Origin of the sequence: Pseudoxanthomonas sp. F11 (assembly GCF_037046485.1) — a bacterium.
Taxonomy (GTDB): domain Bacteria; phylum Pseudomonadota; class Gammaproteobacteria; order Xanthomonadales; family Xanthomonadaceae; genus Pseudoxanthomonas_A.
This window is the reverse complement of sequence record NZ_JBANLZ010000005.1, coordinates 72921-96677: the sequence shown is the minus strand read 5'-3', so window position 1 is coordinate 96677 and position 23757 is coordinate 72921. Positions and strand designations below refer to the sequence as shown.

Sequence of the window (23757 nt, the reverse complement as noted above, 5' to 3'; positions counted from 1 at the left end):
GCAGTCCCCCATGCCAAAGCGCAACGACCTAAAAACCATCCTGATCATCGGCGCAGGCCCGATCGTCATCGGCCAGGCCTGCGAGTTCGACTATTCCGGCGCCCAGGCGTGCAAGGCGTTGCGCGAGGAGGGGTATCGGGTGGTGCTGGTCAACAGCAACCCCGCGACCATCATGACCGACCCGGAGATGGCGGACGCGGTCTACATCGAGCCGATCAACTGGCAGACGGTCGAGAAGATCATCGCCAAGGAAAAGCCTGATGCGCTGCTGCCCACCATGGGTGGGCAGACGGCGTTGAACTGCGCGCTGGACCTGGCCGACAACGGGGTGCTGGAGAAGTACGGCGTCGAGCTGATCGGTGCCAAGCGCGATGCCATCCGCATGGCTGAGGACCGCGAACTGTTCCGCGTGGCGATGGGCGAGATCGGGCTGGAATGTCCGAAGGCCGCCGTCGCCCACACGCTGGAGGAAGCGCTGGATATCCAAACCCGCGTCGGCTATCCCACCATCATCCGCCCCAGCTTCACGCTGGGCGGCAGTGGCGGCGGCATCGCCTACAACCGTGAGGAACTGGTCGACATCGTGACGCGCGGCCTGGAACTGTCGCCGACCACCGAAGTGCTGGTGGAAGAGTCGGTGCTGGGCTGGAAGGAGTTCGAGATGGAGGTAGTCCGCGACACCGCGGACAACTGCATCATCGTCTGTTCCATCGAGAACCTGGACCCGATGGGCGTGCACACCGGCGACAGCATCACCGTCGCCCCGGCGCAGACCCTGACCGACAAGGAATACCAGCGCCTGCGCGATGCCTCCATCGCGGTGCTGCGCAAGATCGGCGTGGATACCGGCGGGTCGAACGTGCAGTTCGGCATCAATGCGCAGACCGGCCGCGTCGTCGTCATCGAGATGAATCCGCGCGTGTCGCGTTCGTCGGCCCTTGCCTCCAAGGCCACCGGCTTCCCGATCGCCAAGGTCGCGGCCAAGCTGGCCGTCGGCTACACGCTGGACGAATTGAAGAACGAGATCACCGGCGGCAAGACGCCGGCCTCGTTCGAGCCGGCGATCGACTACGTGGTCACCAAGATCCCGCGCTTCGCCTTCGAGAAGTTCCCGCAGGCCGATGCCCGCCTCACCACCCAGATGAAGTCGGTGGGCGAGGTGATGGCGATGGGCCGCACCTTCCAGGAATCGCTGCAGAAGGCGCTGCGCGGGCTGGAAACCGGCAAGGTCGGCCTCGACCCGACCGGCCTGGACCTGGCGAGCGAGGACGACCTGACCACGCTGCGTCGCGAGCTGAAGGCGCCGGGCCCCGAACGCCTGTTCTACGTGGCCGATGCATTCCGCGCCGGCATGAGCGTGGAGCAGGTGCATGCGCTGTCGTTCATCGATCCCTGGTTCCTCGACCAGATGGAAGAGATCATCGCGGCCGAGCAACAGCTCGCCGCCGATGGCCTGGGATCGCTGGACAAGGCCCGCATGCGCCGTCTGAAGCGCATGGGCTTCTCCGATGCGCGCCTGGCGCAGCTGGCCGGCACCGACGAGGCCGCCGTGCGGGTCCTGCGCAAGGCGCTGGGCGTGAAGCCCGTGTACAAGCGCGTGGATTCCTGCGCGGCCGAGTTCGCCACCAGTACGGCGTACCTGTATTCGACCTATGAAGACGAGTGCGAGGCGCAGCCGACCAGCCGCGACAAGATCATGATCCTGGGCGGCGGTCCCAACCGCATCGGCCAGGGCATCGAGTTCGACTACTGCTGCGTGCACGCGGCGCTGGCGCTGCGCGAGGACGGATTCGAGACCATCATGGTCAACTGCAACCCGGAAACCGTGTCCACCGACTACGACACCTCCGACCGACTGTACTTCGAACCGCTGACGCTGGAAGACGTGCTGGAGATCGTCGAGCTTGAGCAGCCCAAGGGCGTCATCGTCCAGTACGGTGGCCAGACGCCGCTGAAGCTGGCGCGTGCGCTGGAAGCCAACGGCGTGCCGGTGATCGGTACCAGCCCGGATTCCATCGACCTGGCCGAGGACCGTGAGCGTTTCCAGCAGCTGGTCGATTCGCTGGGTCTGAAGCAGCCACCGAACCGCATCGCCCGCAACGACCAGGAAGCGTTGCTGCTGGCCCGCGAGATCGGCTATCCGCTTGTCGTGCGTCCGTCCTACGTGCTGGGCGGCCGCGCGATGGAAATCGTCTACGGCGAATCCGACCTGGCCCGCTACGTGCGCGACGCGGTCAAGGTCTCCAACGACTCGCCGGTGCTGCTGGACCGCTTCCTCGACAACGCGGTGGAAGTGGACGTGGACATCATCGCCGACGCCGAGGGCCACGTGCTGATCGGCGGCGTGATGGAGCACATCGAGGAAGCCGGCGTGCACTCGGGCGACTCCTCGTGCTCGCTGCCGCCTTACTCGCTGTCGGCGAAGACGCAGGACGAACTGCGCCGCCAGGTGATCGAACTGGCCAAGGCGCTGAAGGTCGTCGGCCTGATGAACACGCAGTTCGCCATCCAGGCCAGTGAGGACGGCAGCGACGACATCGTCTACCTGCTGGAAGTGAACCCGCGCGCCTCGCGTACCGTGCCATTCGTGTCCAAGGCTACCGGCATGCCGCTGGCGAAGATCGCGGCCCGCTGCATGGCGGGCAAGACGCTGGCCGGGCAGGGCGCCACGAAGGAAATCGTGCCTGACTACTACTCGGTCAAGGAAGCGATCTTCCCGTTCGCCAAGTTCCAGGGCGTGGATCCGATCCTCGGGCCGGAAATGCGCTCCACCGGCGAGGTGATGGGCGTGGGCCGCAGCTTCGGCGCGGCGATGGCGCGCGCGCAGGAAGCCGGCGGCATCAAGGCGCCGCCGGTGGGGAAGGTGTTCATCTCGGTGCGCGATCCGGACAAGAAGCGCGTGCTGCCGGTGGCGCAGGAACTGGTCGGCCGCGGCTACACCATCGTGGCCACCGCCGGCACCGCGGCATGGCTGCGCGAGCACGACATCGCCTGCGAACAGGTCAACAAGGTGCTGGAAGGCCGTCCGCACGTGGTGGACCTGATCAAGAACGGCGAAATCGTGTATATCGTCAACACCACGGAAGGACGCCAGGCCATCGCCGACTCCTTCTCGATCCGGCGCGAGGCGCTGCAGCACCGCGTCACCTATTCAACCACCGTTGCCGGCGCCAAGGCGCTGGTGCATTCGCTGGAATACCGCGGCACGGGCCCGGTGCTGGCGTTGCAGGAACTGCACAAGGAGCTTCAAGGGTGAGAGCCCCATTGACCATGCAGGGCGCACAGCGCCTGCGCCAGGAACTGGACCTTCTGAAGACGGTCAAGCGCCCCGAAGTGATCACCGCGATCGCCGAGGCGCGCGCGCACGGCGACCTGAAGGAGAACGCCGAGTACCATGCGGCCCGCGAGCAGCAGGGCTTCATCGAAGGCCGCATCAAACAGCTGGAGAGCGAGCTCTCGCATTCGGAGATCATCGACGTCAGCAAGCTCAACGCCGGCTCGCGCATCGTGTTCGGCGCCAAGGTGGTGCTGGCCGACGTGGATACGGATGAAGAGAAGCGCTACCAGATCGTCGGCGACCTGGAGGCGGACATCAAGCTGGGCCTGATCGCGATCTCCTCGCCGCTGGCCCGCGCCCTGATCGGCAAGCACGAAGGCGACAGCGTCACCATCGACGCGCCGGCCGGCCAGCGCGAATACGAAATCGTCAGCGTTTCCTACGCCGACTGAGTCCATGGCCCAGGCCACACTGCTGCTGCCTGCGCGCACCCGCCTGGTCGGGCAGGCGCTACCTGACGATGTGGCGCGGGCGCTGGGCCGCAGCGATCGCAGCGACGCCGATGCCGGCGAGCGCGCGCAGCTGCGGCGGCAGTTCCAGCTGGTGCCAGACCACTGGCCCATCGCGGCCCTGACCCGTCAGCGCGATGCGGGCGATGCGGCCGGTGCCCGCTGGCTGCGTGCGGATCCGGTGCGGGTGTCGCCGGACATGACCGGTGCGCGCATGCTTGCCCACGGCGAATCGCTGGGCCTGTCGGCCGAGGACGCGGCGAACCTGCTGCCTGCGCTCAAGCCCCTGTTCGGCGATGCCGGCATGATGCTGGATGCGCCGCACCCGGCGCGCTGGTATCTGCGCCTGCCGCTGGAAACGCAGCTGCCCGAGTTCGCGCCGGTGGACGATGTACTGGGCGACGATCTTTTTGCGCACCTGCCGCACGGCGATGCTGGCCGCCGTTGGCGGGCCCTGCTCAGCGAAGCCCAGGTGCTGCTGCACAACCACCCCTGGAATGCGCAGCGGGTGTCGCAGGGCAAACCACCGGTCAATTCGCTGTGGTTCTGGGGCGCGGGTGCGCTGCCGGACTTCGTCCGCACCGGCTTCCGCCAGGTGAAGGGCAACGATGTGCTGCTGCAGGCCCTGGCGCAGGCGGCGGGCGTGGACGCGAGCCATGCCGGCGGCGAGGGCGGTGTGGACGCGCTGATCGACCTGCGTCACCTGCGCAATCTGGACCTGCTGTGCCGCGATGCGCTGCGTCCGCTGCTGGAGGCCCTGAAAAAGGGCGAACTGGACACGCTCACGCTCGACTTCGAGGATGGCGGCCTGTTCGCGCTGCGTCGCGAGCAGCGCTGGCGGTTCTGGCGCAGGCCCCTGCCGCGTCTGGATGCCGGCCGGCCCGATCACGTGCCGGCATGACGCCGACGGCCCGGATCCGCCGACGCGAGGCGGGCGCAGCCGGTACATGGCCAGCCCATGTGCCCATGCTGCTGCAACGCGTCTACGAAGCCCGGGGGGCCGGTTCGATGGAGCAGGCCCAGCCCAGGCTCGCTCAGCTGCTTCCGCCCGACCTGCTCGGCGGCATCGATAAGGCGACGACGCTGCTCGCCGATGCCATCGCGGCCAACCGCCATATCGTGATCGTCGGCGATTTCGACTGCGACGGCGCCACCGCGTGCGCCGTCGGCGTGCGAGGGCTTTGTCTGCTGGGCGCCCGGCGTGTCACGCCGGCGGTGCCCAACCGCATGGTCCATGGCTACGGACTGTCGCCTTCGCTGGTGGAGGAACTGGACGCACTGGCGCCCGAGCTGCTGGTCACGGTGGACCACGGGATTGCCTGTCACGCAGGCATCGCGGCGGCGAAGGCACGCGGCTGGCAGGTCCTGGTGACGGATCATCACTTGCCCGGTGATGTGCTGCCGCCCGCCGATGCGATCGTCAATCCCAACCTGCGCGGCGATCCGTTCCCGAGCAAGGTGCTGGCGGGCGTGGGCGTGATGTTCTACGTGCTGCTCGCGCTGCGACGCGTGCTGCGGGAACGGGGGGCTTTCGATGGCCCCGAACCCGACCTTTCGTCCTTGCTGGATCTTGTCGCGGTTGGCACGGTCGCCGATCTCGTCCCGCTCGACGCCAACAACCGCGCCCTCGTCGGCGCCGGCCTGCGCCGCCTGCGCGCTGGCCAGGCCTGTGCGGGCCTGCAGGCGCTGGTGCGCGTGGCGGGGCGTGACCCGGCGCGACTCACGGCCGCGGACATCGGCTTTGCGGTCGCCCCGCGCCTGAATGCCGCGGGACGGCTTGAGGACATGGCGCTCGGCATCGCGTGCCTTCTCACCGACGATGCGACCCAGGCCGATGAGATGGCGCGCGTGCTCGACGGCATCAACGCCGAACGCCGCGGCGTGCAGCAGCAGATGGTGGATGAAGCGCAGGCCGCGCTGGCGCGCATCGACGTCGAAGGCGCCGTGCCGCTTGCGCCCTGTCTGTTCGACCCGGAATGGCATCCGGGCGTGGTCGGCCTGGTGGCCTCGAAGATCAAGGAACGCCTGCATCGCCCGGTGATCGCGTTCGCACCGGCCGAGCCGGGCAGCACGGTGTTGCGCGGCTCGGCACGCTCCATTCCCGGGTTCCACATCCGGGATGCGCTGGCGGCGATCGATGCGGCGAACCCCGGTCTGATGCAGCGTTTCGGCGGTCATGCGATGGCGGCCGGCCTGTCGCTGGACGAAAGTGCATTGCCTTCCTTCCGTGAAGCCTTCCACGGGCAGGCCTCGAGGCTGCTCGATGAGGCGATGCTGCAGGAAGTGCTGTTGAGCGACGGCGAGTTGCGGTCGGACGAACTGGATCGCGCCCATGCCGAAGCGCTGCGCGGCGCCGGGCCATGGGGACAGGGCTTTCCCGAGCCCATGTTCGATGGCCGTTTCGATGTGCTGGATTGGCGCGTGATCGGCGAGAAGCATCTGAAGTTTTCGTTGCGTCTGCCGGGTCATGCCGCAGCGCTCAATGCGATCCACTTCAATGGCTGGCAGGACCAGGCCCCACCTGCCCGTATCCATGCGGCCTACCAGCTGGACACCGACGACTGGCAGAACCGCCGCGGCATCCAGTTGCTGATCCGTCACTGGCAGGCCGGGGAGTGAGTGCTCAAGACTCGGTGGAACCGGCCATCGCCGGCGATCCATCGGTTCGCGCGCCAGGCAGACGCTTCAGTCCGAACAGCGGTCGCAGCCACGCGACCCGGCGGACGACTTCATAGCCAGCGAAGCAGGCGGCGAAGGTGGCCATCACCAGCAGGATGCCTTCCACCAACGGCGGGATCGCCAGCGGTTTCAAGTGGTGGGCGAGCACGACGGTGACGGTCTGGTGCAGGATGTAGACTGGGAACACCGCCGGCACCAGGTACCGGAGCGCACGACTGTCGCCGGGATTCCAGTGGCGGGCGAAGCCGAGTACCGCCACGATCGCGCACCACTGGTCCAGTCCCCAGACCATGCGCATGGCGGTCCGCAGCAGCTCGGGCGGCTGCCCATCGGCGAAGCGCACGTAGTAGGCGATCAGGCCCGCCCAGGTAGCCAGCCACAGCAGCAGGGCGACCCAGCGCGCGCGCGCCATCGCCGTCCAGACGCCCTCGCTGCGTGCGATCAGGAAACCCAGCAGGAACACGCTGAAGTACTGGGCATGGTTGTACCAGTCGTCGACCAGCGCATGGGTCTGTTCGAAGCGACCGACCAGCAGGATGCGCACCAGGCCCAGGAACAGCGTGGGCCACACCACGATGCCGATTCCGGCCAGCGCATTGTCGAGACCACGCTCCGCGGCGATCAGGGCGCCAGGCGCCACGCGCCAGAGCAGCCACAGCACCACGGTGTAGACCCAGAGATAGGCGACGAACCAGAGATGGTTCCAGGTGGGCATGTCCAGGCAGCCGTCTGCATCGCAGAAACCGTCGTAGCCGGTCAGGTAGCGGCCATAGAAGGCCAGGTAACCGTCGTGATAGCCACCCGGGAGCTGCTCGACCACCTCGTAGTAGGACTGCGGAGGCACGATCACCAGCATGCCGAACACCAGCGGCACCAACAGGCGCCAGGACCGGCTGGCGAGGAACCCCGGCCGGCGGCGGGCCAGCTCGGAACTGCGTGGCTGCCATCCCAGCAGGAATGCCGTGGCGGCCCCCGAAACGAGGAACAGCAGCGCCAGCCGCCACGGTGAACTGAGCAGCATGAAGGGCTCCAGCGCATCGCTGGCCGCTGGACTCTTCACGTGCCAGTCCCAGGTCACGTAGTACATGCCCACGTGGTACAGCACCAGCAGCCCGAAGGCGCAAACACGGACCCAGTCCAGATCGTGGCGGCGTTGCATGGGGGTTTCCTCGTCCTGTGAAGGCGCCAGCGTGTCGGGTCCGCTCGCCAGCGCCCACCACGAAGGGACATGTGGGGGCGGGCAGGGGGCCAACGGCCGGCATGCAGGGACGAAGCGCGACGGGGCGCAGGACCGCCGAGGGCTAGAATGCGCGCATGACCGAACGCGCCGTGCTGTCCTACGAACGCTACCAACCCTGGAAACGCGTGATCGAGGCCGGCTTCTGGATCGCGGTGACCGGGGTCAACTGCGTCGCCAACAGCATCACCACGCTGATGGAACTGCGACGCGGCGAGTCGACCATCCAGGCCTGGGAGCCGGCCGTCTGGGAAACCAGCAGCGCGGTGATGTGGCTGCTGGTGGTATTGCCGGCGATGGCCTGGTTCACCCGGCGCTATCCCTTCCAGTGGAGCGACTGGCGGCGACAGCTCGCACGGTATGCCGGGGCCAGCCTCGTCGTCTGCCTCGTGCATGTGGTGGGCATGGTCGGGTTGCGGGTGCTCGCCTACCGGACCCAGGGCATGACCTACGACTTCGGCCCCTGGCCGCGCGAACTGGTCTACGAATACCTGAAGGACGTCCGCAGTTTCGCCTCCATCGTGCTGACGATGGAGGCTTACCGCCTGCTGCTGCGCCGTTGGCAGGGCGAGGCCAGCCTGCTGGCGGAGCCCGACGAGGGCCCGCCGCTGGAACCGGTGGACCGGCCCGAACGCTTCCTGATCCGCAAACTGGGGCGTGAATTCCTGGTCGCGGCGAACGACATCGAGTGGCTGCAGGCGGCAGGCAACTACGTCAACCTGCGGGTGCGCGGGCACGACTATCCGTTGCGCAGCACCATCGCCGGCATCGAATCCCGCCTGGACCCGCGCCGCTTCGCCCGCATCCATCGCAGTTACGTGGTGGCGCTCGACCACGTCGTATCGATCGAGCCGCTGGATTCAGGCGACGCGCGCGTCCACCTGCGCGACGGCACCGTGCTGCCCTGCAGCCGGCGCTACCGCCAGGACCTGAGGACGCGCACCGGCGCCGAGCCAGGTTAGTTTTCAGGCCGCCCGCAGGGCTTTCGGCAAGCGTTCGATCGCGTAGCTCGCCATCAGGTCGACGTCGCCGCTGCGTACAGCGTTTTCCGGTTCCTCCAGAACCCCGGCCGCGCTGGCGCCTTCCGGCAGGGTACGGCCCCAAAGGCCGGCCCACGCATTGCGACGGTCCTTGGCGGCGTAGAGCGCACGGTCGGCCAGGCGGATGGCGTACTCCCACCCTTCGCGTCCCTCCTCGAAGAACGGGAACGGCGCGAAGCCCAGCGACACCGTGAGATCCCAGGCCCGCCCCGGTGCCAGCTCGCGGGCGCCGCCCAACCGCTCGTGCAGGCGCGCGGCGACCGTGCATGCCTGCGCCGCCGTGAGATCGGGGCAGGCCATCAGGAACTCCTCGCCGCCCCACCGTGCGATCACATCGCCCGGCCGGCACAGGGTGCGCAGTGCGTCCGCGATGCCCACCAGCACATCGTCGCCGGCATGGTGGCCGAACCCGTCGTTGACCTGCTTGAAGTGATCGATGTCGATCAGGAACAGCACATGACGCATACCCGGTGCGGCGCGTTGCGTCGACATCGCCTGCAGCGCTGTACCGGCCGCGCGGCGGTTGCGCAGGCCGGTAAGCGGATCGGTCGCGCTGACGGTGCGCAGTTGCTGGTTCTTGCGCCGCTGGAGCAGGCCGAAGCCGACGCCGGCCATCACCAGAATGATCATCGCCGCGACGCCGGCTCGGCGCAGCAGGCGTGTTCTCTCTTCGTTGAGGGACTGGATCTGGGCTCGGTGGCGCATGGCCTGCAGCTCACGTTGCGCGGCGGCGCTCTCGCTGCGTGCCTGCAGTTCGGCCAGCGACGCGAGCCGTTGCGCCTTGAGCGTCTCCATTTCCAGCGCGTGCAGGCGTGCGCCGACGGCCATGACGCCGTCCGCCTGGCCAAGCGCGGCATGCGCGGCCATCCAGGCACGCAGTACCTCGCGCTGTTTCTGCGGCTGCGGCGTGCCGTCCACGTTCGACCAGGCCTGGCGTGCGGTGGCCAGCGCCGCCGCGGGGTCGCCGGCGATGCGCTGCAGGTTCGACAGCTTGGCCTGTGAGCCGGCCAACCCCGGCATGTCCGCACTGGCCCGCTGCGCGCGGATGACCGACGTGAGCACCTGCTGCGCCGGCCCCAGGCGCCCCTGCGTGATCCATATTCCCGCACGCTCCGCCCGCAGGCGCTCCACCACCGCGAGTGACTGCTTGCGCTGCGCCATGGCCTCGCCCTGGTCGATGACGGCCAGGGCCTCCGCCGTCCGGCCCAACCTGACCAGGTTGAGCACGTGGTTGTGCAGGATCACCGGGTCCTCCAGCCCGACGGACGCCGCGATGGCCAGCGCCTTGCGATGGAAGCCGTCGGCCACTTCCGCCGAGTCCAGGTAATCGGCGTGGATCAACCCGATGTTGCTGAGGGTAGTGGCCTGGAACAGTGCTGCCTCGTCGGCGGGCAGCTGCGCGGCCAGATCCTGCGCGCGCAGGTAGGCCGCCTCGGCGCGGTGGATCTGGCCGACGCCGTGGAAGACCGATCCTGCCTGCGAATAGGCCCGGGCGCGGAACGCCGGGGCCAGTTCAGGATGCGCCAGCACGCGGCGTTCCATCCGGGCGCCAGCCTCCACCGCGCGTTTCCGGTCGCCGGACAGGCCGGCGGCGATCCCCAGGCAACTGAGGGTCTTCAGCTCGTCCTCGACGGTCAGGTCGGCCTCGCGCAGCAGCGATTCGGCCAGCGCGGCCGCCACGGGGGGCGCATCGCGACGCAGCTTCAGGCAGCGGGCCACCTGGCTGGCCCGCTCGGCGCCGGCCGGAACCGTGCCCTGGGCCCGCGAGGAGGGCAGGGCCAGCAGCACCAGGCCCACCAGGCAGGGCAACAGGCGGGCGGCGAAGGGAGTCGGCATGAGCGGTCGGCTGTCGGCAGGGGCGCACATATCGAATGCAAATTCCGTTCCATGCCGGCGCAGGACGGGCACCTGCACGCCTCTGGTATCCTTGCCGACCGATTCCATTCCCCCGTCACAGCCCCATGATCGAGCTCAATCCCATCCGCCAGCGCATCGCCGACCTGCAGGACAGGCTGGCCTCGCTCCGGGGGTATCTTTGACTACGATGCCAAGCGCGAACGCCTGGAAGAAGTAAACCGCGAGCTGGAAAACCCGGACATCTGGAACAACGCCGAGTACGCGCAGCAACTGGGCCGCGAGCGTTCCCTGCTGGACAAGACGGTCAACGGCATCCGTGACATCGAGGAAGGCCTGACCGGCGCCAGCGAGCTGCTGGAGCTGGCGGAAATGGAGAACGACGAGGATACCGCGCACGCCGTGGTGGCCGACGTCGAACGCTATGCCGCGCACGTGGACAAGCTGGAGTTCCAGCGCATGTTCTCCGGCAAGATGGACAGCGCCAACGCCTTCGTCGACATCCAGGCCGGCGCCGGCGGCACCGAGGCGCAGGACTGGGCGGAAATCCTGCTGCGGATGTACCTGCGCTGGTGCGAATCGCGCGGCTGGAAGACCGAGCTGATGGAAGCCAGCGGCGGCGACGTGGCCGGCATCAAGTCGGCGACGCTGCGCGTGGAGGGCGACTTCGCCTACGGCTGGCTGAAGACCGAGACCGGCGTGCACCGCCTGGTGCGCAAGTCGCCGTTCGATTCGGACAACCGCCGCCATACCAGCTTCACCTCGGTGTTCGTTTCGCCGGAAGTCGACGACAACATCGACATCGACATCAATCCGGCCGACCTGAAGACCGACGTGTACCGCTCCTCCGGCGCCGGCGGCCAGCACGTCAACAAAACCGAATCGGCCGTGCGCATCACCCACGTGCCCACCGGGATCGTGGTGGCCTGCCAGACCGGCCGCAGCCAGCACCAGAACCGCGACAACGCAATGAAGATGCTGGCCGCCAAGCTGTACGAGCTGGAAATCCAGAAGCGCAACGCGGAGCGCGATGCGGTGGAAGCCACCAAGTCCGACATCGGTTGGGGCAGCCAGATCCGCAACTACGTGCTGGACCAGAGCCGCATCAAGGACCTGCGCACCGGCGTGGAGCGTTCGGATACCCAGAAGGTGCTGGACGGCGACCTGGACGAGTTCGTCGAGGCCAGCCTGAAATCCGGCCTGGAAGCGGGCGCCAAACGCATCGACGCTTGAAAGCAGCAGTGAGTGGAGAGGAGTGAGAAGTGAGCGTCAGGTTCGCTCCTCATCCCGGCTCCCCTCACTTCTCACTCCTCCCCACTCACTCCTCGCCTACGCCATGACCGACCAGACCAGCGCAACGCCTCCTGCCGACGAGAACAGCCTCATCGCCGAGCGCCGCGCCAAACTGACGGCCCTGCGCGGGCAGGGCATCGCGTTCCCCAACGACTTCCGTCGTGGCGACTACGCCGGCGACCTGCAGGCCCAGTACAGTGATGCCGAGCTGTGGACTGTCGAAGCGCTGGAAGGTACCGGCCGCCGTGTGAAGCTGGCCGGCCGCCTGATGGCCAAGCGGGTGATGGGCAAGGCCAGCTTCGTGCAGATCCAGGACGAATCCGGCCGCATCCAGCTGTTCCTGCAAGCGAACACGCTGGGCGAGACTTACGACGCCTTCAAGGGCTGGGACATCGGTGACATCGTCGGCGTCGAGGGCAGCCTGACCCGGACCCGCACCGGGGAGCTGTCGGTCAAGGCCGACGTCCTGCGCCTGCTGACCAAGTCGCTGCGCCCGCTGCCGGACAAGTGGCACGGGCTGTCCGACGTCGAGCAGCGCTATCGCCAGCGGTATGTCGACCTGATCGTCACGCCCGAAGCGCGCGAGGTGTTCATCAAACGCTCGCGCATCATCCGTGCGATCCGCGAGTGGCTGGATGCCCGGCGCTTCCTGGAAGTCGAGACGCCGATGATGCATTACATCCCCGGCGGCGCGGCGGCCAAGCCGTTCACCACGCACCACAACGCGCTGGACCTTGACCTGTACCTGCGCGTCGCGCCGGAGCTGTACCTGAAGCGCCTGGTCGTCGGCGGGCTGGAGCGCGTCTACGAGATCAATCGCAACTTCCGCAACGAAGGCGTCAGCACGCGGCACAACCCCGAGTTCACCATGCTCGAGCTGTACGAGGCCTACGCCACGTACACCGAGATCATGGACCTCACCGAGGGCGTCATCCGCGATGTCGCCCACGAGGTGCTGGGCACGGGGCAGGTGACCTGGGACGGCCAGGACATCGACCTGGAACCCGCCTTCCGCCGCTGGCGCATGGACGAGGCCGTGCGCCACCACAATCCGGAGATCAGCATCGCCGACTGCACGGACCGCGAGGCGCTGGTCCGCCATTGCGAACGGCTGAGGATCCACGTCAAGCCGTCCTACGGCTGGGGCAAACTGCTGCTGGAGATCTTCGAGAAGACGGTCGAGCACACCCTGGTCCAGCCCACCTTCATCACCGCGCACCCGGTGGAGGTATCGCCGCTGGCACGCGCCAGCGATGCCGAGCCGGGCTTCACCGACCGCTTCGAGCTGTTCATCAACGGCAAGGAGATCGCCAACGGCTTCTCCGAGCTGAACGACCCCGAGGATCAGGCCTCCCGGTTCATGGCGCAGGTGCAGGCCAAGGAGGGGGGCGACGACGAAGCCATGCACTTCGACGCCGACTACATCCGAGCACTGGAGGTCGGACTGCCCCCCACGGGTGGACTGGGCATCGGCATCGACCGGCTGGTCATGCTGCTGACGGGTTCCGATTCGATCCGGGACGTGCTGCTGTTCCCCTACATGCGGCCGGAAGCCCACGGGTGAGCCAAGGCCCCAGGAGCGTCAAAAGAGTGACGCTGCGGGGCAGAATGGGCACATGACGGCATGACGCGGCGGGCCCACACTGGCAAGACAGCGGCTCCAGGCGGCGTATCCCAAGGGGACACGTCGCCGCCGGCGCCAAAATGTGTGACGAAGGTCAAGGTGCGAAATCCTGAAACATCCTGGAGGCGGCTGGCACGCTTCCTGCGTAGACTTCCACGCAGGTCGGTCAATTCTTCGCCGCCCGCGCCGATAGAGATCAGGGGAGGGGGCCCCGCGATCGGCATCGGTTCCCTTCGTGGATCTCGGACCCAACCCGGGGCCGTGCCGCCGAACAGGACTGCCACCATGCTGGATGCGAGCGTCGCCACCGCCGGAGTATCCTTGCCCGACAGCCACATCATGTGGCCACAAGGGGTGGGGCACGCATTGAACATCGTCATCGTCGACGATCAGACGTCCGCGCGTACCATGCTGCGCCATGTCATCGAGGACATCGCGTCCGAGCTGGCCGTCCACGATTTCGGCGACCCCCTGGCCGCGCTGGAATGGTGCGAGAAGAACCGAACCGACCTGCTGCTGCTGGATTACCGCATGCCGGGCATGGACGGGCTGGAGTTCGCCCGCCGTTTCCGCCGGCTGCCGATGCACCGCGACATCGCGATCATCCTGATCACCGTGGTGGGCGACGAACCCATCCGCCAGGCCGCACTGGAAGCAGGCGTCATCGACTTCCTGGTCAAGCCGGTGCGTCCGCGCGAGCTGCGTGCACGCTGCCGCAATCTGCTCCAGCTGCGCCAGCAGTCCGAGAACGTCAAGCAGCGCGCCCTGTCGCTGGAGCAGCGCCTGCTGTCCAGCATGCACGAGGTGGAGGAACGCGAGCGCGAAACGTTGTCGCGCCTGGCCCGCGCCATCGAATACCGCGACAGCGGCACCAGCGCCTACCTGGAGCGCATGGCCCACGTGGCGGGGCTGATCGCCGAGCAGCTCGGCCTGCCCGAGGACGAAGTGCGGACCATCGAGATGGCCGCGCCTTTGCACGACATGGGCAAGATCGCCATTCCCGACTCGGTGCTGATGAAGGCCGGCCCGCTGACCGCGGACGAGACCGACGTCATGCGCCGCCACCCGAAGATCGGGCACCAATTGCTGTCCGGGAGCCAGAACCGCTTCATCCAGGCGGGTGCCGTGATCGCGCTGCGGCACCATGAGCGCTACGACGGCAGCGGCTACCCCGATGGCCTGGTCGGCGAGGAAATCCCGTTGGAAGCCAGGATCGTGGCGGTGGCCGACGTGTTCGACGCCCTCATTTCGCCGCGTCCTTACAAGAAGGCGTGGGACAAGGACGCCGCGCTGGCCTATCTGTATGCCCAGCGCGGCCGCCTGTTCGACCCGGCATGTGTCGACGCGCTGATCCGCGGGCGGGCGCGGCTGGACGACATCTGCGAACGCTACTCGACGGTGCAGAGCCGTCCAGGGATGGAGTGAGCCATGTCCAACGTCCTCACCTGGGTCAAGTCCCGCCTTGCGCATCGCGGCGACAGCGAGCACGGCCAGGCGCTTATCCGCGTCGCGCTGATCTCCATCATCCTGGTCTATGCGCTGCTGCCCTCGTCGCGCGCGGCGCTGCCCGCCGACGAATATTCCATCGTCCTGACCATCATCGTCTCGGGCCTGGTCAACGGCCTGGGCATCATCGCCTGGCTGTTGGTGCAGCCCGGCAAGTCGCACATGCGTCGCGGGCTGGGCATGATCGCCGACTACGGCCTGCTGGCCGCCGCGATGAACGGCATGGGCGAGCCGCTGTCGTGGGCCTACGTGGTGCTGATGTGGATCACCGTGGGCAACGGCCTGCGCTATGGCAACCGGTACCTTGTGGTCGCGGTCACCATGGCCAGCACCGCGTTCGCCGCCGTGGTGTGGCTGAACGATTACTGGCGCGCCAATGCCACCCTGGGCGTCGGCCTGGTGCTGGGTCTGATTGCCGTGCCCATGTACCTGTCAGGCCTGCTGCGGGACCTCACCCGTGCCACCGACGAAGCGCGTCGCGCCAATGAGGCCAAGAGCCGCTTCCTGGCCAACATGAGCCACGAGTTCCGCACGCCCCTGAACGGCCTGGCCGGCATGTCGGAGTTGCTGGCCACCACGCGGCTGGACACCGAGCAGCGCGAATGCCTGTCCACCATCCAGGCGTCCACGCGCACCCTGCTGGGCCTGGTGGAGGACGTACTGGACATTTCCGCGATCGAGGCGGGCAAGGTCAAGCTGAACGTCGTCGAGTTCTCGCCGCGCGAACTGGTGGAAAGCATCGGCCTGATCCTCATGCCGCAAGCGCGCGGCAAGCAGGTGCGCTACGAAGGGTGGGTGGACGACGCGATTCCCGCCAAGCTGCGCGGCGATGCGGGCCACCTGCGTCAGGTCCTGCTGAACCTCGCGGGCAATGCGGTCAAGTTCACCGACGAGGGCGAGGTGCGCCTGACGGTGGCCCCCACACTGGTGGACGGCCAGCACCTGCGCCTGCGCTTCACCGTCACCGACACCGGAATCGGCATCCCCGTGGCGTTGCGCGAGCGCCTGTTCGAGGCGTTCGAGCAGGCCGACGGCAGCCTGTCGCGCCGCTACGGCGGCACCGGGCTGGGAACGACCATCGCCAAGGGGCTCACCGAAGCGATGGGCGGCACCATCGGCTTCGAGAGCAACGAGCAGCGCGGCAGCTGCTTCTGGGTCGAGCTGCCGTTCGACGCGGTACCGGAGCGCATCATCGTGCCCGCCGTGCAGGGCCACGCCGAATGGCTGGAGGAAACGCCGGATACGGCCAGCGCCGAGAACATCATCGCGTTCTCGGACCCGTTCCTGCGCCACCGCGCGCGCGTGCGCAGCATGCAGATCCTGGTGGCCGACGACCACGAGGCCAACCGCATGGTCGTGCAGCGACTGCTGCAGAAGGCGGGGCACCGCATCACCTGCGTCAACGGCGGCGAGGAAGTGCTGGACGCGCTCGAATCCTCGTCCTACGACGCGGTCATCTGCGACCTGCACATGCCGGGCCTGAGCGGCCTGGACCTGCTGAAACAGCTGCGCGTGATGGAAGCGGGTAGCGGCAGCCGCACCCCAGTACTGATCCTGAGCGCCGATGTCACGCCCGAGGCGATCCAGCGGTGCGAGCAGGCGGGCGCGCGCGCATTCCTCGCCAAACCGGTGGTCGCGACCCGGCTGCTGGATGCGCTGGCCGATGTCGCCACCTCGGGGCGCGTGGCCGCGACGACGGTTTCGAACACGCCCGTGCGGCCGGAGGTGTCCGACGGTGTGCTCGACGTCAGCGTGCTGGACGAACTCACGGCGCTGGGCATGGGCGAAGCGTTCGAGCGTGAGTTCATCGAGCAGTGCCTCAACGACGCCGATGGCTGTATCGGCGCCATGGCGCATGCGATGGAGCGGGGCGACGGCGAACATCTGCGCGAACATGCGCATGCATTGAAAGGCGTGGCCAGCAATCTGGGGTTGGTGAAGTTGGCGGCGGCCGCAGGCGAGATGATGGGGCTGGCCGACTGGCAGATCTCGCGCGAATGGCGTCACCGCCTGGCCGCGCTCAACTCCCACCTGAGCCATGGCCGCGCGGCACTCGATGCGCGGCAGCGGGTGCGTGGCGCGGCGGAGAAGGGCGGCGAAGGCTCCTCGTCCTGACCGGGCGTGGGACCGTCAGGCGGGTGGCGAGCGCGCGATCCGGCAGGACGCGGCACCGGCACCGGCAGAAAGCCAGGCCCGTGGCGAGTACGGTGTCCCGGACTCGCCCTTGAAGGCGCCTGCGCGCGCTCCAACCCCTGATGCCCCTGTAGTCCCCTGTACTTGCAGCAGACGTGCGGGTGCCGCTCAGGCAGCGCGGATGGATCGCTTCTCCTGGGCGCGAACGATGCGCTCCATCATCTTCAACGACTTGTCGCCCAGCGTCAGGGCCGTATCCACCCAGACTTCCGTGATGCCCATCAGCTCGTCGTAGCCGACCGGCTGGGCCAGGTTGCGACAGGCATTCAGCGCCAGGTGCGCATGGGGCGAACGGCGCTGCTTGTCGATGATCGTCTGCACGGCCGCTGCGCCCTGGCCCTTCGGCACCAGCACGTCCACCACGCCCATCTTGTACAACTCGTCGCTGGTGTAGATGTTGCCTTCCAGGATGATCTTTTCGGCGACCTGCGGCGACACGCGCTTGCACAGGAAGGAGTACGCGCCCATGCCCGGGAACAGACCGAACAGCACTTCCGGCAGCCCCATGTCCACGCCTTCTTCGGCCACGATGGTGTGGCAGGACAGGGCGATCTCCAGGCCGCCGCCCAGCGCGTCGCCCTGGATCAGCGCGATCGTGCGTACGTCGCCGCCAAGGCCGGTGTTGAGATGATGCACGCCGTCGATGCAGCGTCGCGCATAGCTGAGCAGGCGGTCGCGGTTGTTCTCGCGGATCAGCTGCGAAAACAGTTCCAGATCGCCGCCCAGATTGAAGGCGTTGGCATCGGAGGCCACGACCAGGTGGCGCAGCTTGCCCGGCTGGCGCTGCGATTCGCGCAGCGTGATCGAATTCATGAAGCTCAGCACGTCATCGAGCATCTGGCTGCGGAAGCATGGACGCACGCCCGGCGCGACATCCGAATGCATGTACATCCAGTGGGCATCGCCGCTGGGTTCGGACTCGACGCGGATGGTCGGGAAGGAACGGGTGCGCTGCAGTTTTTCGACGTTGTTCATGGAGAGCTCCTTGGAGGGGTTTCTTGCCCGCGCGGCAGGGGAAAGCGGGTGACGGATTAATGTGACGCAGGTGGCATCACGCGCCGATCCTACACCTGAACGAATAATTAAAATCCAGTGCACACGCGCGCTTGCAGCAAGATGCCGCGGCCAGGAAGGCCTGCGTCTCGATATTTGTGACGAACGTCTAGAATCGGGTGCTAACGTCCTGAACCAAAAGAAAAAGGCCGGCACAGGGCCGGCCTTCCATGCAAAGCTGAACAGGTATCAGCCGACCTTGGCGGACTCGCGCAGTTCCTTGCGCAGGATCTTGCCCACGTTGGTCTTCGGCAGTTCCGCGCGGAACTCCACATAGCGAGGCTGCTTGTAACCGGTGAGGTTGTCTCGGCAGTACGCTTTCACCTGTTCGGCCGTCAACGAGGGGTCTTTCTTCACGATGAAGACCTTCACCGCCTCGCCGGATTTGTCGTCAGGCACGCCGACCGCCGCCACCTCCAGCACCCCGTCCAGGCCGGCGATCACGTCCTCAACCTCGTTCGGGTACACGTTGAAGCCGGACACCAGGATCATGTCCTTCTTGCGGTCGACGATGTAGAAGAAGCCGTTCTCGTCCATCTTCGCCATGTCGCCGGTGTGCAGCCAGCCCTCGGCGTCCATGACCTTGGCCGTCTCCTCGGGACGCTGCCAGTAACCCTTCATCACCTGCGGACCCTTGATGCACAGTTCGCCCACTTCGCCGAGCGGCACGATGTTGCCGTCATCGTCTTTCAGGCAGGCATCGGTGGACGGCACCGGCAGGCCGATCGCGCCGTTGTAATCGTGCAGGTCCATCGGATTGATGCAGGCCGCGGGCGAGGTCTCGGTCAGGCCGTAGGCCTCTACCAGCGTGACCCCGGTGACCTTCTTCCACTTCTCCGCCACCGCACGCTGCACGGCCATGCCGCCGCCCAGCGTCATCTTGAGGTTGGAGAAATCCACCTCATCGAACCCGGGCGTGTTGAGCAGGCCATTGAACAGCGTATTGACGCCCGTGATGGCCGTGAAACGCGTGGCCTTCAGTTCCTTGACGAAGCCCGGCATGTCGCGTGGATTGGTGATCAGGTGGTTCAGGCCGCCCAGTTTCATGAAGACGAGGCAGTTCGCCGTCAGGGCGAAGATGTGGTACAGCGGCAAGGCGGTGATGATGACTTCGTTGCCGTAATCCAGGCCGGTGCCGACCCATACGCCGGCCTGCTGCATGTTGGCCACCAGATTGCGGTGCGTGAGCATCGCGCCCTTGGCCACGCCGGTGGTGCCGCCGGTGTACTGCAGGAACGCGATATCGCCGGAATCGATGTCGACGTCGGGCAGGGCGTGCAGTTGGCCCAGCGTCAGCGTGTCCTTGAAGCGCACCGCGCCCGGGATGTCGTAGTCGGGCACCATCTTCTTCACGTACTTCAGCACGAAGTTGACGATGGCGCCCTTGGGGAAGCCGACAAGATCGCCCAGCGCCGTGGTGACCACCTGCCTGACCTGGGTGCCGGCGAGGGCCTCCTGCGCGGTCTTGCCGAAGTTGTCCACCACCAGCAGCACGCTGGCGCCGGAGTCCACCAATTGGTGCTTCAGCTCGCGCGGCGTGTACATCGGATTGACGTTGACCACCGTCAGGCCCGCGCGCAGCACGCCGAAGATGGCGATGGGATACTGCAGGCAGTTGGGCATCATGATGGCGACGCGGTCGCCCTTCTTGAGCTTCAGTTCCCCAAGCAGATAGGCCGCGAACTGGCGGCTGAGCTTGTCGATCTCGCCATAGGTCAGGCTCTTGCCGAAGTTTCGGAACGCGGGGCGGTCGCGATACTTGCTGATCGCCTCATCGAAGACGGACACGATGGAGCGGTACTGCTCCAGGTCCACTTCGTGGGGCACGCCTTGCGGGTAACTCTTGAACCACGGACGTTCCTGACTCATCGTTCTGCTCCCTCCCCAGGGTCTTCTGGCTGCGTTGCTGCGTACTGTGGGCCGGCGCCCGGTCGCGGCGCCTGTCAGGAGCATACCGTTCCGGATGGAAAAGGCGAAGGTTTCGATGACAGGCACGGAAAAGAAGATGCGGGTCGCCGCGCTGGCATTTCTATTGGGACTGGCGGCATGCGCGCCCGCAGCGCCAGAGCAGCAGCTGCGGACGCGCTTCGGCCAGATGCAGGCGGCGGTGGAGGCCGGGCGGACCGGCGAGTTCATGGAGGGCGTCAGCCCGGAATTCACCGGCGAGGCGGCGATGGATCGTGCGGCGCTGCACAATCTGCTGCGCGCACGCACACTGACCAACTCACGTTTAGGCGTGACCACCGGGCCTCTGGATGTGGACGTGCAGGGCGACAACGCAACCGTCGCGTTCGATGTGGTGCTGACCGCGGGCAGCGGACGTCTGCTGCCGGACCAGGCACGTGCCTATCGGGTCACCACCGCGTGGCGGACGGAGGGCGGCCAGTGGCGCGTCTACCATGCGCGCTGGAACGGCACGCCTTGATCATTTCGCCGGCGTGAGCTTACCGGGCGACCAGCGGTAGCGCAGCGTCTTGGCGACAGTAGGACAACAGCGGGGATCGTTCGGACCTGGCCATTTGGTCTTCAGCTGGATGACGCCCCCGCTGACGCTCATGCCCTCTACGCTGCCGAGTGCTTCCTGGGCTTCGCCAGAGGGCACATAGCGCGCGCCCTGTCGCGCCAGTACCGCCAAGCCGTGGCTCCAATAGGTCGGCCCCAGCATCGTCCACAGCACGACGACCTCCGCCTCACCGTCGCCATCCAGGTCGGCCACGGCGATGTCGCCCGCTTCGTAGGCTTCCTGCGGGCTCGCGCTGGCCTGCTGCGTGGCAAGGAACTGCTCGGCGATGCGCCTGGCCTGGTCGGCGTCGGGCGGTGCGGCACGTGCGTTGGCATAGACGGCGACCAAAAGAAGCAGGCAGGTGGAACGCAGGACGGGGATTCCCATGGCGGCGTCTCGGACGACCTTCGACGAAGGCCTTCAACGCCCCGAACGCCGTAAGCGCGCCCGACCGGCAACCTTCCCGTGCGTGGTCTTGCCTCGGCAGGGGGCGAGCCATGATGATCGGCTTGTCCTAACGGGGAAACCGCTCATGTCGATTCGCTGGAAACTCTTGGCGTGCCTGTTGCTGGCCGCTGGAAATGCCCTCGCGCAGGACGCGCTGCCGTACCAGACGCCCCCCGCCGAGATCCTGCGGCTCGCCGACGTGCAGCGCCCGCCCACCGTTGTGACGGACAGCCGCAAGCAGCACCTGGTGCTTTTCTACCGCGACACGTTCAAGTCGCTGGCGGAACTGTCCGACGAGGAGCTCCGTCTCGGCGGTCTACGGGTCAATCCGCGCACCAACATCGCCAGCACCACGACCTACTTCACCCACGTGCAGGTGCAGGAACTGGAGGGCGGGAGCGCGCGGCAGGTGACGGGATTGCCTGCCTCGCCGCGTCTGGCCAATTTCACTTGGTCGCCCGACGAACGCCGGCTGGCGTTCACGCACACGACACGGACCGGCGTGGAAGCGTGGGTGATGGACCTGGCGACCGCGCAGGCTACGCGCCTGACGGAAGCCCGTGTCAACGGCAACGTCGGCAATCCGCTGACGTGGTTTCGCGACAGCCAGGCGTTGCTGGTCCGCATGCTGCCCGCACAGCGCCCGGCGTTGCTCGACACTGCGCGCGCCGTCCCGACCGGACCGACCATCTCGGTAAGCGATGGCAGCAAGGCCCAGAACCGTACCTATCAGGACCTGCTGAAGAACCCCTCGGACGAAAGCAATTTCGCCGTGCTTGCCACCTCCGAACTGCACCGAGTGCCGTTGAAGGGGCGCGCCACACTCTGGCGCGCGGCGGCCATGTACACCGGGGAGTCGTTCTCGCCGGACGGCCGCTATGTGTTGCTGCACACGCTGAAGAAGCCGTTCTCCTACTTGGTGCCCTATGGCCGCTTCCCTTATCGTGCGGAAGTGGTGGAAACCACGGGCAAGCCGGTGGTGACCGTGGTCGATGCTCCCTTGGCGGAGAACCTGCCGAAGGGCTTCATGGCCGTGCGCGCGGGACGTCGCGACGTGGAATGGCGCGCCGACCAGCCTGCGACGCTGGTCTGGGCCGAGGCGCTCGATAAGGGCGACCCGGCGAATGAAGTGCCGTTCCGCGACGAAGCCTTTGCCTGGCAGGCGCCGTTCTCCGGCACGCCGCAATCGCTGTTCAAGACCGTCGACCGCGTGCAGGGCATCCTGTGGGGCGACGACACGCATGCGATCGTCACCGACTACTGGTGGAATACGCGCCACACGCGGACCTACGTGCTGGATCCGTCGAAGCCGGGCGCACCACTGCGCGAACTCGTCAGCCGCAGTTACCAGGATCAATACAGCGATCCGGGCCAGTTCGAGACGCGGAAGAATGCAGCCGGCGAGACCGTGCTTGCACTGGATAATGGGCAGGTGCACCTGATCGGCGAAGGTTTCACGCCCGAGGGGCAATTCCCCTTCATCGACAGGATGGAACTGGCCACCGGCAAGAAGTCGCGCCTGTACACGTCGAGGCTGGAAGGCCAGAAGGAGAGCATCCAGGCGCTGCTGGATCCGCAGGAGGGCACCGTACTGGTGCGCATCGAATCGCCGACCGAGTTCCCCAACTACTACGTGCGTCACCTGAAGCAGCGGATCGCGCCCGTGCCGGTGACGCGCTTCGAGAATCCTTTCAAGGCGTTGCAGGGCGTCTACAAGGAAGTCCTCACGTACACGCGTGCGGATGGCCTGCCGCTGACCGGCACGCTGTACCTGCCGGCCGGCTACGACCGCACGGCCAAGCGCGAAAAGCTGCCGCTGGTGATGTGGGCATATCCCACCGAGTACAAGGACCGCGACAGCGCCGGCCAGAACACCACCAATCCCAACGAGTTCATCTTTCCGAGCTATGGCTCGCCGGTGTACTGGGTCGCGCGCGGCTATGCCGTGCTCGACGATGCCGCGTTCCCGATCGTGGGCGAGGGCAAGAACGAGCCGAACGACACCTTCATCGCGCAGCTGGTGGCCAATGCAAAGGCGGCGATCGACGCCGTCGACCGCCTCGGCTACATCGACCGGTCGCGCGTGGCCGTGGGTGGCCACTCCTACGGCGCGTTCATGACGGCCAACCTGCTGACGCATTCGGACCTGTTCGCGGCCGGCATCGCGCGCAGCGGCGCCTATAACCGCACGCTGACGCCGTTCGGCTTCCAGCAGGAGGAACGCAACTACTGGGAAGCTCCCGGCGTCTACAACGACATGTCGCCCTTCATGCACGTGGACAGGATGAAGACGCCGCTGCTGCTGGTGCATGGCGAGGCCGACAACAACTCCGGCACGTTCACCATGCAGAGCGAGCGCTACTTCAATGCGCTCAAGGGCTTTGGCGCGCCGGCGCGACTGGTGCTGCTACCGAAGGAGAGCCATGGCTACGCAGCGAAGGAGTCGGTGCTGCACCTGCTGTGGGAACAGGACCAGTGGCTGGAGCGTTATGTGAAGAACAAGGGACAGGCCGCCGGCGCCTCACCAGCAGCCGCTCGCTGA

The 23757-nt window shown here is 67.0% G+C and carries 16 protein-coding genes; 11 read left to right on the top strand and 5 right to left on the bottom strand.

Going from position 1 to position 23757, the window contains the following annotated elements; translation table 11 throughout:
- The first annotated feature begins 10 nt into the window (after positions 1-10).
- The 4 genes from carB to recJ are packed head-to-tail and all read left to right on the top strand — an operon-like array spanning position 11 to position 6405.
- Complete coding sequence (gene carB / locus V8246_RS15140; RefSeq protein WP_336189942.1) at positions 11-3256, top strand: carbamoyl-phosphate synthase large subunit; 3246 nt, start codon at positions 11-13, stop codon at positions 3254-3256.
- Between the two features lie 8 nt (positions 3257-3264).
- Entirely contained in the window at positions 3265-3729 is a 465-nt protein-coding gene (gene greA / locus V8246_RS15135; RefSeq protein ID WP_185896981.1) for a transcription elongation factor GreA, read from the top strand.
- Between the two features lie 4 nt (positions 3730-3733).
- Positions 3734-4687, top strand: coding sequence for a phosphoglycerate mutase (locus V8246_RS15130; protein WP_336189941.1), 954 nt, complete (start codon positions 3734-3736; stop codon positions 4685-4687).
- A complete protein-coding gene (recJ, locus tag V8246_RS15125; protein ID WP_336189940.1) occupies positions 4684-6405 on the top strand; it encodes a single-stranded-DNA-specific exonuclease RecJ in 1722 nt (573 codons plus the stop codon). The genes V8246_RS15130 and recJ overlap by 4 nt, the downstream gene beginning before the upstream one ends.
- Positions 6406-6409: 4 nt before the next feature.
- Here the strand turns inward: recJ and V8246_RS15120 are convergent, their stop codons facing one another.
- Entirely contained in the window at positions 6410-7624 is a 1215-nt protein-coding gene (locus V8246_RS15120) for an acyltransferase family protein (protein WP_336189939.1), read from the bottom strand.
- A gap of 155 nt (positions 7625-7779) precedes the next feature.
- Between V8246_RS15120 and V8246_RS15115 the strand changes: the two genes are divergently transcribed.
- Positions 7780-8664, top strand: a complete 885-nt coding sequence (locus tag V8246_RS15115) for a LytTR family DNA-binding domain-containing protein (RefSeq protein ID WP_336189938.1) — start codon at positions 7780-7782, stop codon at positions 8662-8664.
- A 3-nt stretch (positions 8665-8667) separates the two neighbouring features.
- On the opposite strand, the gene V8246_RS15110 is transcribed toward V8246_RS15115, so the two are convergent.
- A complete protein-coding gene (locus V8246_RS15110) occupies positions 8668-10578 on the bottom strand; it encodes a GGDEF domain-containing protein (protein WP_336189937.1) in 1911 nt (636 codons plus the stop codon).
- A 125-nt stretch (positions 10579-10703) separates the two neighbouring features.
- Here V8246_RS15110 and prfB point away from each other — a divergent pair.
- From prfB to V8246_RS15090, 4 genes are all read left to right on the top strand, one after another.
- A protein-coding gene (gene prfB, locus V8246_RS15105; protein ID WP_187572469.1) for a peptide chain release factor 2 occupies positions 10704-11829 on the top strand; the annotation gives its coding sequence in 2 pieces (ribosomal slippage) (positions 10704-10778 and positions 10780-11829; 1125 coding nt in all).
- A gap of 103 nt (positions 11830-11932) precedes the next feature.
- Entirely contained in the window at positions 11933-13453 is a 1521-nt protein-coding gene (lysS, locus tag V8246_RS15100) for a lysine--tRNA ligase (RefSeq protein ID WP_336189936.1), read from the top strand.
- 399 nt (positions 13454-13852) lie between these two features.
- Complete coding sequence (locus V8246_RS15095) at positions 13853-14938, top strand: two-component system response regulator (RefSeq protein ID WP_336190096.1); 1086 nt, start codon at positions 13853-13855, stop codon at positions 14936-14938.
- A gap of 3 nt (positions 14939-14941) precedes the next feature.
- Entirely contained in the window at positions 14942-17134 is a 2193-nt protein-coding gene (locus tag V8246_RS15090; RefSeq protein ID WP_336189935.1) for an ATP-binding protein, read from the top strand.
- A 186-nt stretch (positions 17135-17320) separates the two neighbouring features.
- Here V8246_RS15090 and V8246_RS15085 read toward each other — a convergent pair whose 3' ends face one another.
- Both V8246_RS15085 and V8246_RS15080 read right to left on the bottom strand, forming a co-directional pair.
- Positions 17321-18187, bottom strand: coding sequence for a crotonase/enoyl-CoA hydratase family protein (locus V8246_RS15085; RefSeq protein WP_336189934.1), 867 nt, complete (start codon positions 18185-18187; stop codon positions 17321-17323).
- 267 nt (positions 18188-18454) lie between these two features.
- Positions 18455-20134, bottom strand: coding sequence for a long-chain fatty acid--CoA ligase (locus V8246_RS15080; protein ID WP_336189932.1), 1680 nt, complete (start codon positions 20132-20134; stop codon positions 18455-18457).
- Positions 20135-20249: 115 nt separating this feature from the next.
- Between V8246_RS15080 and V8246_RS15075 the strand changes: the two genes are divergently transcribed.
- Positions 20250-20690: a nuclear transport factor 2 family protein gene (locus V8246_RS15075; RefSeq protein WP_336189931.1), complete on the top strand. Its 441-nt coding sequence runs from the start codon at positions 20250-20252 to the stop codon at positions 20688-20690.
- Here the strand turns inward: V8246_RS15075 and V8246_RS15070 are convergent, their stop codons facing one another.
- A complete protein-coding gene (locus V8246_RS15070; RefSeq protein WP_336189930.1) occupies positions 20691-21155 on the bottom strand; it encodes a hypothetical protein in 465 nt (154 codons plus the stop codon).
- A gap of 145 nt (positions 21156-21300) precedes the next feature.
- Between V8246_RS15070 and V8246_RS15065 the strand changes: the two genes are divergently transcribed.
- A complete protein-coding gene (locus tag V8246_RS15065; protein ID WP_336189928.1) occupies positions 21301-23757 on the top strand; it encodes a prolyl oligopeptidase family serine peptidase in 2457 nt (818 codons plus the stop codon).

Excerpts from the sequence above, each read along its gene's own strand:
- carB (WP_336189942.1), top strand. The coding sequence starts at position 11 with ATGCCAAAGCGCAACGACCTAAAAACCATCCTGATCATCGGCGCAGGC.
- V8246_RS15115 (WP_336189938.1), top strand. The coding sequence starts at position 7,780 with ATGACCGAACGCGCCGTGCTGTCCTACGAACGCTACCAACCCTGGAAA.
- recJ (WP_336189940.1), top strand. The coding sequence starts at position 4,684 with ATGACGCCGACGGCCCGGATCCGCCGACGCGAGGCGGGCGCAGCCGGT.
- V8246_RS15075 (WP_336189931.1), top strand. The coding sequence starts at position 20,250 with ATGACAGGCACGGAAAAGAAGATGCGGGTCGCCGCGCTGGCATTTCTA.
- V8246_RS15085 (WP_336189934.1), bottom strand. The coding sequence starts at position 18,187 with ATGAACAACGTCGAAAAACTGCAGCGCACCCGTTCCTTCCCGACCATC.
- V8246_RS15095 (WP_336190096.1), top strand. The coding sequence starts at position 13,853 with ATGTGGCCACAAGGGGTGGGGCACGCATTGAACATCGTCATCGTCGAC.
- V8246_RS15120 (WP_336189939.1), bottom strand. The coding sequence starts at position 7,624 with ATGCAACGCCGCCACGATCTGGACTGGGTCCGTGTTTGCGCCTTCGGG.
- V8246_RS15070 (WP_336189930.1), bottom strand. The coding sequence starts at position 21,155 with ATGGGAATCCCCGTCCTGCGTTCCACCTGCCTGCTTCTTTTGGTCGCC.
- V8246_RS15090 (WP_336189935.1), top strand. The coding sequence starts at position 14,942 with ATGTCCAACGTCCTCACCTGGGTCAAGTCCCGCCTTGCGCATCGCGGC.
- V8246_RS15065 (WP_336189928.1), top strand. The coding sequence starts at position 21,301 with ATGTCGATTCGCTGGAAACTCTTGGCGTGCCTGTTGCTGGCCGCTGGA.
- V8246_RS15080 (WP_336189932.1), bottom strand. The coding sequence starts at position 20,134 with ATGAGTCAGGAACGTCCGTGGTTCAAGAGTTACCCGCAAGGCGTGCCC.
- V8246_RS15110 (WP_336189937.1), bottom strand. The coding sequence starts at position 10,578 with ATGCCGACTCCCTTCGCCGCCCGCCTGTTGCCCTGCCTGGTGGGCCTG.
- lysS (WP_336189936.1), top strand. The coding sequence starts at position 11,933 with ATGACCGACCAGACCAGCGCAACGCCTCCTGCCGACGAGAACAGCCTC.
- V8246_RS15130 (WP_336189941.1), top strand. The coding sequence starts at position 3,734 with ATGGCCCAGGCCACACTGCTGCTGCCTGCGCGCACCCGCCTGGTCGGG.